Genomic DNA, 9,813 nt, shown 5'->3' on the forward strand with positions numbered 1-9,813 from the left:
GAGCGAGGGTGACATTCGGTCACTCAGAGTGAGCGAGGGCGCCATTCGCTCACCCCTAGGCCTGCTACTCCGGACGCAGCGTCAGGATCCGCGGCCCGTCCTCGGTGACCGCGACGGTGTGTTCCCAGTGGGCGGCACGCGAACCGTCGGTGGTGACCACCGTCCAGTCGTCGGCCAGGATTTCGGTCTCGTAAGTACCGAGTGTGAGCATGGGTTCGATTGCAAGCGTCGATCCGACGACCAGTTCGGGTCCCTTGCCCGGTGCACCCTCGTTCGCGAGGAACGGCTCCATGTGCATTTCGCGGCCGATGCCGTGCCCGCCGTAACCGTCGACGATGCCGTACTTGCGGCCGTGCGCCTTCTCGGCGGCATGGGTACCGTTCTCGATTGCATGCGACACATCCGTCAGACGATTGCCTGCGATCATCGCCGCGATACCTGCCTCCATCGACAACCGCGTCGCCTCACTGAGCAACTCGTCGGCTTCGATGATGGTGCCGACACCGAACGTCCAAGCCGAATCGCCGTGCCAGCCTTCGAGAATCGCTCCACAGTCGATCGAGACGAGATCGCCTTCGACGAGAATGTCCTCGGCCGTTGGAATGCCGTGCACGACACGATCGTTGACCGACGAACAGATGCTGCCGGTGAAACCGTGGTATCCGAGGAACGACGGCACGGCACCCGCGTCGCGGATCACGGCTTCGGCCACCCGATCGAGCTCGAGCGTCGAGACTCCAGGCTTCGCCGCATCACGCACAGCAACCAATGCAGCGCCGACGACAGCACCGGCCGCAGCCATGGCGTCGAGCTCTCCCGGGCTGCGGAACGGTACTACCTTGCGCTTACGACCGAACGCCATTATTTGTCGAGACCCTCGATAGCTTTCAGAGCGCGTGAACTGACTTCGTCGACCTCACCGATGGCGTCGACCGTGACGATCGCGTCTGCGTAGTAGTTCAACAGCGGAGCGGTCTCGTCGCGGTAGACGTTGAGACGGTTGCGGATGACGTCCTCCTTGTCGTCTGCACGACCGCGCGACAGCATCCGTTCGACGACGACATCCTCGTCCACGACGAAGGACAGCACACCGTCGAGCTTGGCGCCCAGATCTGCCAGGATGCCGACGAGCGACTCCGCCTGGTTGACCGAACGCGGAAAACCGTCGAGCAGGAATCCGTTGACGGCGTCCGGCTCGGAGAGCCGGCTGCGAACCATGTCCACCGTCAGCTCGCTCGGAACGAGGTCTCCCGCATCGAGGTACTTCTTCGCCTCGACGCCGAGCGGGGTCTTCTCACTGATGTTCGCACGGAACAGATCACCGGTGGAGATGTGGGGAACGCCCAACTTCTCCGACAGGATCGTTGCCTGGGTGCCCTTGCCGGCACCGGGAGGACCAAGAAGAACGAGTCTCACTTGAGGAACCCTTCGTAGTTACGCTGCATCAGCTGACTTTCGATCTGCTTCACGGTATCGAGGCCGACGCTCACCATGATGAGCACAGCCGTGCCGCCGAACGGCAGGTTCTGCGCGCCGCCCGAACTTCCGATGTCGAGGAACAGGTTGGGCAGCACGGCGATGGTGCCCAGATAGATCGCGCCCGGCAATGTGATGCGGCTGAGCACGTAGTTCAAGTAGTCGGCGGTCGGCCGTCCCGGACGGATGCCGGGGATGAACCCACCGAACTTCTTCATCTCGTCTGCGCGCTCCTCCGGATTGAAGGTGATGGCGACGTAGAAGTAGGTGAAGAAGACGATGAGACCGAAGTAGATGGCGATGTACACCGGGTTCGCCGGGTTCACCAGGTACTCGTTGATGATTCGCTGCCACCAACTCGGATCCGTCGCGGTACTGGCGGACGTGAGCTGGGCGATCAAGTTGGGGAGGTACAGAAGTGACGACGCGAAGATCACCGGGATGACACCTGCCTGGTTGACCTTCAACGGCAGATACGTCGACGACCCGCCGTACATCTTGCGGCCGACCATGCGCTTGGCGTACTGCACCGGGATGCGGCGTTGTCCCTGCTCGACGAACACGACGCCGGCGATGATCAGGAAGGCTGCCACGCAGACGAGGCCGAAGACCAGTCCACCGCGGCTGTCCAGGATGGACTTGCCCTCGGACGGGATGCGCGACGCGATGCCGGCGAAGATCAGCAGCGACATACCGTTGCCGACGCCGCGTTCGGTGATGACCTCGCCGAACCACATGACGACGGCTGCACCTGCGGTCATGACGAGCACGATGATGATCAGACCGAAGATGCTCTGATCGGCGATGATGTCCTGTTGGCAGCCCTGCAGCAGCTGTCCGCGCGACGCCAGTGCGACGAGACCCGTCGCCTGCAGGATCGCGAGTGCGATCGACAGGTAGCGGGTGTACTGGGTCATCTTCGCCTGGCCCGCTTGGCCCTCCTTGCGGAGTTCCTCGAACTTGGGGATGACGACCGTCAGCAACTGGACGATGATGCTGGCCGTGATGTACGGCATGATGCCGATCGCGAACACCGACAATTGCAGAAGCGCGCCACCGGAGAACAGGTTGATCAGCGAGTAGATACCCGCCTGGTCACCACCGGAGACCTGATCGATACATGCTCGGACGTTGGCGTAGTCGACGCCCGGAGACGGCAGCGTAGCGCCGAAGCGATACAGAGCCACCAATCCGAGGGTGAAGAGGATCTTCCGTCTCAGGTCAGGAGTCCTGAGGGCCGACACGAAGGCGGAAAGCAAAGATCCTCCTGGCACAAGGCGCGTTGGCGTCGAGATCCGTCGGACCGGATTCGGTCCGGCCGAGCTTCGACCATGGACAGCGGACAACATGAATCGTCCGCATGAAAGCAATGAAAGTGAACTCTAGAACTCTAACAGTGCGGCGCCAACCGACTGACGGTCAGTCGGCGCGCTACCCGGTCGGGCACCTTCGAGGCTGCCCTGGAAGCGTCGTTTCACCGACCCGGTAAGTCGCAGATGGCCGCAGCGCGAGGCCCCGAGAGGCAGTGCACTGCGGCCATCTGTCGGTGTGCTCACTCGGCTCCCACTCGTCGAGTGGGAGCCGAAGCAGGCTAGACCTCGGTTGCAGAACCGCCGGCAGCGGCGATCTTTTCCTTGGCGGAGCCGGTGAACTTGTTGGCGGAGATCTCGACCTTGACCGAGATCTTGCCGTCGCCGAGCACCTTGACGGGCTCGTTCTTGCGCACTGCGCCCTTGGCGATCAGGTCAGCGATGCTGATCTGGCCACCCTCGGGGAACAGCCGCTCGATGTCGCGCAGGTTCACGACCTGGAACACGACGCGGTTCGGGTTGGTGAAGCCTCGCAGCTTCGGCAGACGCATCTGCAGGGGCATCTGGCCGCCCTCGAAACGCGCCGGCACGTTCTTGCGTGCGCCGGTTCCCTTGGTACCGCGACCGGCGGTCTTGCCGCGCTTGCCGCCTTCACCACGGCCGACGCGAATCTTGGCCGACTTGGATCCGGGGGCGGGACGCAGGTGGTGCAGTTTGATGGTCATGGTTAGACCTCCTCAACAGTTACGAGGTGGCGCACAACGTTGACCAGTCCGCGAGTCTGCGGGGTGTCCTCACGGACGACCGACTGACGAATGCCCTTGAGACCGAGGGTCCGCAGGCTGTCCCGCTGGTTCGACTTCTGGCCGATGGTGCTCTTGATCTGAGTGACCTTCAGCTGTGCCATTACTTCACCGCTCCTGCCTGTGCACGCGCACGGAGCATGCCTGCGGGAGCAACCTCTTCGAGGGTCAGGCCACGGCGAGCCGCGACTTCCTCGGGACGCTGCAGTTCCTTCAGAGCCTGCACGGTGGCATGGACGACGTTGATGGCGTTGTCGCTACCGAGCGACTTCGACAGCACGTCGTGGATTCCGGCGCACTCCAGCACGGCGCGAACAGCACCACCGGCGATGACACCGGTACCGGCGCTGGCCGGACGGAGCATGACGATGCCTGCTGCAGCTTCACCCTGAACGGGGTGCGTGATGGTGCCGCCGATCATGGGAACGCGGAAGAAGCCCTTGCGTGCTTCCTCGACGCCCTTCTGGATCGCCGCGGGAACTTCCTTGGCCTTGCCGTAGCCGACGCCGACCAAGCCGTTGCCGTCTCCGACGATGACGAGAGCGGTGAAGCTGAAGCGACGACCACCCTTGACGACCTTGGAGACGCGGTTGATCGCGACTACGCGCTCGATGAAGTTCGACTTCTCGGCAGCGTTTCCGCCACGCGAGTTGTCACGACGGTCGCGTCCACCACGGTTGTCACCGCGATTGTCGCCGCCGCTGTTCGGTCCACTGTTCTGTCCGGCGGGGCCGTTTCCGCCGTCACGCCGTTGACGTCCCGGCATCAGGCTGTCCTTCCGTTGTCGATAGTCATCATCAGAATGCCAACCCGCCTTCGCGGGCAGCATCTGCCAGAGCGGCGATGCGGCCGCTGTAGGTGTTGCCGCCACGGTCGAAGACGACCGTGTCGATTCCGGCTGCCTTCGCGCGACCGGCGATCAGCTCGCCGACCTTCGCGCTCTGCGCCTTCTTGTCGCCGTCCAGCGCACGCACGTCTGCTTCGATGGTCGACGCGCTGGCCAGCGTGTGGCCCGCGAGGTCGTCCACGATCTGGACGTGGATGTGGCGCGAGGAACGGTTGACGACCAACCGGGGACGCTCGGGCGTTCCGGAGATCTTCTTGCGAAGGCGGAAGTGGCGGCGCGCCTTCGACAGGCGACGCTTCGTCGAGACGTCGGTTCCGCGAGGCGTGCGGTCGACCTTCGCCTTGTCTGTTGTCTGCTGGCTCATATCACTTACCCGTCTTTCCGACCTTGCGGCGGATGACTTCACCCTCGTAGCGGATGCCCTTGCCCTTGTACGGGTCCGGACGCCGCAGACGACGGATATTGGCAGCGATCTGGCCGACTGCCTGCTTGTCGATGCCGCTGATGGTGAATCGCGTGGGCGACTCCACCGTGAACGTGATGCCTTCCGGTGCTTCGATCAGCACGGGATGGCTGTACCCGAGTGCGAACTCGAGGTCCCTGCCCTTGAGGACGACGCGGTAACCGACGCCGTGGATCTCCATCTTGGTGGTGTAACCGTTGGTGACACCGGTGATGAGGTTCGCAACGAGGGTGCGCGAGAGGCCATGCAGCGAGCGGCTACGACGCTCGTCGTCCGGACGGGTGACGGCGATGCTGCCGTCCTCGGCGCGGGCGATCTGGATGGGCTCGGCGATCGTCAGGTTGAGAGCACCCTTGGGGCCCTTGACCGCGACGTTCTGGCCGTCGATCGTGATGTCGACGCCCGCGGGAACCGCGACCGGCAATTTTCCAATACGTGACATGGTGGTGGCCTCCCCTACCAGACGTAGGCGAGGACTTCTCCGCCCACACCCTGCTTGGCCGCCTGACGCTCTGTGAGCAGACCGGTGGACGTGGAGATGATCGCCACGCCCAGGCCGCCGAGAACCTTGGGCAGATTGGTGGATTTCGCGTACACACGAAGACCGGGCTTCGAGATGCGACGCACGCCGGCGAGGCTGCGCTCACGGCTGGGTCCGTACTTGAGGTCGACGACGAGGGTCTTGCCCACCTCGGCATCCTCGGTACGGTAATCGGCGATGTAGCCCTCGCGCTTCAGGATCTCGGCGATGTTCGCCTTCAGCTTCGAGTGAGGAAGCTTCACCTGGTCGTGGTACGCCGAGTTGGCGTTGCGCAGACGGGTCAAGAAGTCTGCGATTGGATCGGTCATCGTCATGGTGTGACCTGTGCACCTTTCTCGCAGCGGTTCCCATGCAGCACGTGCGGGCTGGTGCCCCTGGGTCCGAAGACCTGGAGGGCCTGGCTCGTCACATCGTGGGCCTACAGCGAAGTGAACATGTCCTGACCGACTGTTGCCGGTCAGGGGTTGCGCTCCAAGCAATGCATCGCTGCACTGCCAGGTGTTACGAGCTCCCGCGTGGAAGACTCGAGGTTGCGTCAATATTGCAAGGGCTCGTGTGCAGGCACGACGAAGCCCGGGCAACCGCCCAAGTGTAGGCAATCGACCTGCGATCTCCAAATCGCGGTTCGACATCGCCCGTGTGCGCATGGTAGGAACCTGCACCGACTACCCACGCACGGACGCACAACGCAAAGACGGGCGTGGGTTCCTTTCGGAACCCACGCCCGTCAGCGTGGTGCGATGAGGCCCGAAGGCCTCAGATCACCAGGAGCTCTTGTGAACGCCGGGGAGCTCACCGCGGTGCGCCATCTCGCGAACGCAGATACGGCACAGGCCGAACTTGCGGAACACCGAGTGGGGACGGCCGCAGCGGTTGCAGCGCGTGTAGCCACGCACAGCGAACTTCGGCTTCTTGTTGGCCTTGTTGACCAATGCCTTCTTAGCCATGGACTCAGTTCTCCTTGAACGGGAAGCCGAGGTGCTTGAGCAGCGCGCGGCCTTCTTCGTTGTTGGTTGCGGTGGTCACCACAGTGATGTCCATGCCGCGCGGACGATCGATCTTGTCCACGTCGATCTCGTGGAACATCGACTGCTCGTTGAGGCCGAACGTGTAGTTGCCGTTGCCGTCGAACTGCGTGCCGCTGAGGCCGCGGAAGTCCCTGATTCGGGGAAGGGCAATGGAGGTCAAGCGGTCCAGGAACTCCCACATGCGGTCACCGCGCAGCGTGACGCGGGCGCCGATGGGCATTCCTTCACGGAGCTTGAACTGTGCGATGGACTTGCGAGCCTTGCGGATCTCCGGCTTCTGACCGGTGATCGCAGCGAGGTCGGCAACCGCACCGTTGATGAGCTTCGCGTCACGGGCAGCGTCGCCGACGCCCATGTTGACGACGACCTTCACGACACCGGGGATCTGCATGACGTTCTCGTATGCGAATTCGGTGTTGAGGGCGTCTTTGATCTCGGCGCGGTAGCGCGCCTTCAGCCGAGGCTGCGTGTTCTCAGTGGTAGTCATCTCAGATGTCCTTCCCGTTCTTCCGGGAAATCCGAACGCGCTTGCCGGTCTCTTCGTCGGTCCGGTATCCCACGCGAGTGGGATTTCCGTCCGAGTCGATGACCGCGACGTTCGATACGTGGATCGGGGCTTCCTGCGTGACGATGCCGCCCGAGGAGGCGCCACGCTGGTTCGCGGAGACCGCGGTGTGCTTCTTGATGCGGTTCACGCCCTCGACGAGGACCTTGGAGTCAGCCGGGTAAGCCTGGATGACCTTGCCCTTGGCGCCCTTGTCCTTGCCTGCGATCACGAGAACGGTGTCGCCCTTGTGCACCTTCATTTACAGCACCTCCGGGGCGAGCGAGACGATCTTCATGAACTTCTTCTCGCGGAGCTCGCGGCCAACCGGGCCGAAGATACGAGTTCCACGGGGATCGTTGTCCGCCTTGATGAGCACGGCAGCGTTCTCGTCGAAACGGATGTACGAGCCATCCGGACGGCGACGCTCCTTGACAGTGCGGACGATGACGGCCTTGACGACCTCACCCTTCTTGATGTTGCCACCGGGGATGGCGTCCTTCACCGTAGCTACGATGACGTCGCCGATTCCGGCGTAGCGACGTGACGAGCCACCGAGAACGCGGATGCAAAGGATTTCCTTCGCGCCCGTGTTATCAGCAACGCGTACTCGCGACTCCTGCTGAATCACTAACTTCTCCTAGACCTGGATGTGCATACGTGCCGGATTTCCGTCCCGACACGCGCGGTCGGCTGCCGTCTGCGCGGGCACACGAAGGCACACCGCTGCGACAGGCAACTGGTCAAGTGTAGGGAAGTGCGAAGCCGATTCCAAATCGCGGTCCGTCACCATACGAAAGTGCGGTACTTCACTCCCCCGCGTACTTCGCCGACATGCGCCGCGACGGCGCGCAGCCATTGTCCTCTGGATATCTTCGTGACGAAGCGCGGCACGAGCGGATTGCCGAGGAGCAGAAGTCCCCACCACCGCATCGCACGCCGCAAGTGAACAGGCGGACATCCCTGCGCGCGATAGATGCCTTGTACCTGAGCGAAGCCGTAACCCAATCTGTACGACTGCTTGATCAGTGGAACAAGGCGATCACGTAAGCGATACCCGACCAGTTGTTTTTGTGCGAAGGCAAGTGTGTAGCCCTTCAATTGCGCACGCCAGCAGAATTCGACGTCTTCGCTGGCTTGCAATTCACACGACATTCCGCCGAGCGCTCGATAGACGGACGCCCAGCATCCGAAACTCGCACCGATCGCAAAAGGTAGAAATGTCGTCTTGCCCTGCGTCTCGGGCGGAGAGGTCGGTGTCCAGTCGAGCGCACGGGGAGTATTGATCGACTCCGTCTCCACCGCGGTGCCCACCACGTCGTTCGTCTGCGCGAGATCCACCAACGTCGTCAACCAGTCCGGATGCACGACGTCATCCGCGTCGCAGAACGCAAGAAACTCCCCGCGTGCAGCATTCGCGCCCTGGTTACGCGCGTACGACGCGCCGGCGGTACCCGACGCATCCACCCATCGCACGTCGAGAAGGTCCCTGCGAGCGTACTCGCGGACGTGGTCGACGAGGCCGTCGTCCGAGCCGTTGTCGGCCACGATGACCTCGACCGGTCCGTCGTAGTTCTGCTTCGTCAGGCTGTCCAACTGATCGTCGAGATCCGGCAGCGAATTCATGGCAGGAATGACGACCGAGACCAGAATTGCACCGCTATCGAGTTCGGATTCCGAATCCGCGGGTGCGTGCAGGTCGGTCATGGAAACCCCGATCGAGTCGATAGCTGGAAATCGATGGTCGGATCACGAGAACGATTCGACACTAAACGACGTACCCCGAATTCCGCATCTCATGCCGAATTCAATCGAATTGAATTCGTCCATTGAACGATTCCAGGCGCCCGCACCGATACGAATCCTTGATTTCCGGTCGTCGACGAATCATTCGACCGATTTTCGAGCGCCACGCGCGCGTCCAGTCGCGAGACCGATACTCACCCGAGTCAGAAGTAGAGAACGCGATGACGAACCGAGCCTTGCCAGTTGCCGACCAAGAACGCCACCAGCGACACCCACCTGCCCCGATCGATCCGGGAAAGCGATTGCGGCACAAGCGGATTGTTCACAAGAAGGGTGACCACTGTCCAGAACAGGTCGGACCAGGTCGCGCGTGGCATCCCGTATCCCCGGTAGCTCTTGAACAGACGAGCGTCCGCAACGCCGTACCGTCGCGTCTGGTGCCACAGTCCGCGCAATGTGGCGCGGCTCCTGTACGCGACGACAGATCGCTTCTCGTGCGCCAACGTCCCGCCGGCAAGTTGTATTCGCCAGCTCAGATCTACGTCTTCACCACCATGGACCAGGGTTTCGTCGCAGCCTCCGACGTGCATGTACAGCGCGCGGTCCACGGCGAAACCGGCTCCGAACACGAACGGTAGGAATCGGGCGTGAAAACGCTTGTCGCTCGGATACAGAGGTCGCCATTTGTGAACGGCAGGCGGGTTGATCGTTTCGGTTTCTACAGCGCAACTGACGATGTCCGCCGAGCGGGCACGGTCGACGAGCCACCGCAACCAGTCGACGTGCACCCGATCGTCGGCGTCACAGAACACGAGCAGCTCGCCTCGCGCCCGTGCTGCGCCGACGTTCCGCGCGTACGACGCACCTCGCACGTGCGATGCGTCGACCCAGGTCAGTTCGTGTGACGTCGTGGCCGCACGACTCTCGATGTACGAGCGCAGGCCGTCGGTCGAACCGTTGTCGCTCAGTGATACTGGAGTTGTTCGTCGATGCAGGAGTTTGACTCGTTTTCGCTCTGACGCCGATGGCTGTCTTCCTCGTGATGTGTCTGCTGC

The 9,813-nt window shown here is 62.6% G+C and carries 15 protein-coding genes; all 15 read right to left on the reverse strand.

Annotation, left to right across the window (positions count from 1 at the left end; translation table 11 throughout):
* Positions 1-64: 64 nt before the first annotated feature.
* Positions 65-862: a type I methionyl aminopeptidase gene (gene map / locus CHB96_RS25145; protein WP_089251456.1), complete on the reverse strand. Its 798-nt coding sequence runs from the start codon at positions 860-862 to the stop codon at positions 65-67.
* Positions 862-1,416, reverse strand: a complete 555-nt coding sequence (locus tag CHB96_RS25150) for an adenylate kinase (RefSeq protein ID WP_089251458.1) — start codon at positions 1,414-1,416, stop codon at positions 862-864. The genes map and CHB96_RS25150 overlap by 1 nt, the downstream gene beginning before the upstream one ends.
* Positions 1,413-2,735: a preprotein translocase subunit SecY gene (gene secY, locus CHB96_RS25155; protein ID WP_089251460.1), complete on the reverse strand. Its 1,323-nt coding sequence runs from the start codon at positions 2,733-2,735 to the stop codon at positions 1,413-1,415. Before secY ends, CHB96_RS25150 begins: the two co-directional genes overlap by 4 nt.
* 332 nt (positions 2,736-3,067) lie before the next feature.
* A complete protein-coding gene (rplO, locus tag CHB96_RS25160) occupies positions 3,068-3,511 on the reverse strand; it encodes a 50S ribosomal protein L15 (protein ID WP_089251462.1) in 444 nt (147 codons plus the stop codon).
* 2 nt (positions 3,512-3,513) lie between these two features.
* Positions 3,514-3,693, reverse strand: coding sequence for a 50S ribosomal protein L30 (gene rpmD / locus CHB96_RS25165; protein WP_019663565.1), 180 nt, complete (start codon positions 3,691-3,693; stop codon positions 3,514-3,516).
* Positions 3,693-4,355 carry a 30S ribosomal protein S5 gene (rpsE, locus tag CHB96_RS25170; RefSeq protein ID WP_089251464.1) on the reverse strand — a complete coding sequence of 221 codons (663 nt, stop codon included), beginning with the start codon at positions 4,353-4,355 and terminating at the stop codon, positions 3,693-3,695. Before rpsE ends, rpmD begins: the two co-directional genes overlap by 1 nt.
* 31 nt (positions 4,356-4,386) lie before the next feature.
* Positions 4,387-4,800, reverse strand: a complete 414-nt coding sequence (rplR, locus tag CHB96_RS25175) for a 50S ribosomal protein L18 (protein WP_089251466.1) — start codon at positions 4,798-4,800, stop codon at positions 4,387-4,389.
* 1 nt (position 4,801) lies between these two features.
* On the reverse strand, positions 4,802-5,341 hold the full coding sequence (gene rplF, locus CHB96_RS25180) for a 50S ribosomal protein L6 (RefSeq protein WP_089251468.1): 540 nt from the start codon (positions 5,339-5,341) through the stop codon (positions 4,802-4,804).
* Positions 5,342-5,355: 14 nt separating this feature from the next.
* Positions 5,356-5,754: a 30S ribosomal protein S8 gene (rpsH, locus tag CHB96_RS25185; RefSeq protein ID WP_089251470.1), complete on the reverse strand. Its 399-nt coding sequence runs from the start codon at positions 5,752-5,754 to the stop codon at positions 5,356-5,358.
* Positions 5,755-6,201: 447 nt separating this feature from the next.
* A complete protein-coding gene (locus CHB96_RS25190; RefSeq protein WP_019663559.1) occupies positions 6,202-6,387 on the reverse strand; it encodes a type Z 30S ribosomal protein S14 in 186 nt (61 codons plus the stop codon).
* A 4-nt stretch (positions 6,388-6,391) separates the two neighbouring features.
* Positions 6,392-6,955, reverse strand: a complete 564-nt coding sequence (gene rplE / locus CHB96_RS25195; RefSeq protein WP_089251472.1) for a 50S ribosomal protein L5 — start codon at positions 6,953-6,955, stop codon at positions 6,392-6,394.
* A gap of 1 nt (position 6,956) precedes the next feature.
* On the reverse strand, positions 6,957-7,274 hold the full coding sequence (rplX, locus tag CHB96_RS25200) for a 50S ribosomal protein L24 (protein ID WP_068432297.1): 318 nt from the start codon (positions 7,272-7,274) through the stop codon (positions 6,957-6,959).
* A complete protein-coding gene (gene rplN, locus CHB96_RS25205; protein WP_068432300.1) occupies positions 7,275-7,643 on the reverse strand; it encodes a 50S ribosomal protein L14 in 369 nt (122 codons plus the stop codon).
* 155 nt (positions 7,644-7,798) lie between these two features.
* On the reverse strand, positions 7,799-8,719 hold the full coding sequence (locus CHB96_RS25210; RefSeq protein WP_089251474.1) for a glycosyltransferase family 2 protein: 921 nt from the start codon (positions 8,717-8,719) through the stop codon (positions 7,799-7,801).
* Positions 8,720-8,961: 242 nt separating this feature from the next.
* A partial coding sequence (locus CHB96_RS25215; protein WP_089251476.1) for a glycosyltransferase family 2 protein occupies positions 8,962-9,813 on the reverse strand: 852 nt, incomplete at its 5' end.

This window comes from Rhodococcoides kyotonense (assembly GCF_900188125.1).
GTDB lineage: Bacteria > Actinomycetota > Actinomycetes > Mycobacteriales > Mycobacteriaceae > Rhodococcoides > Rhodococcoides kyotonense.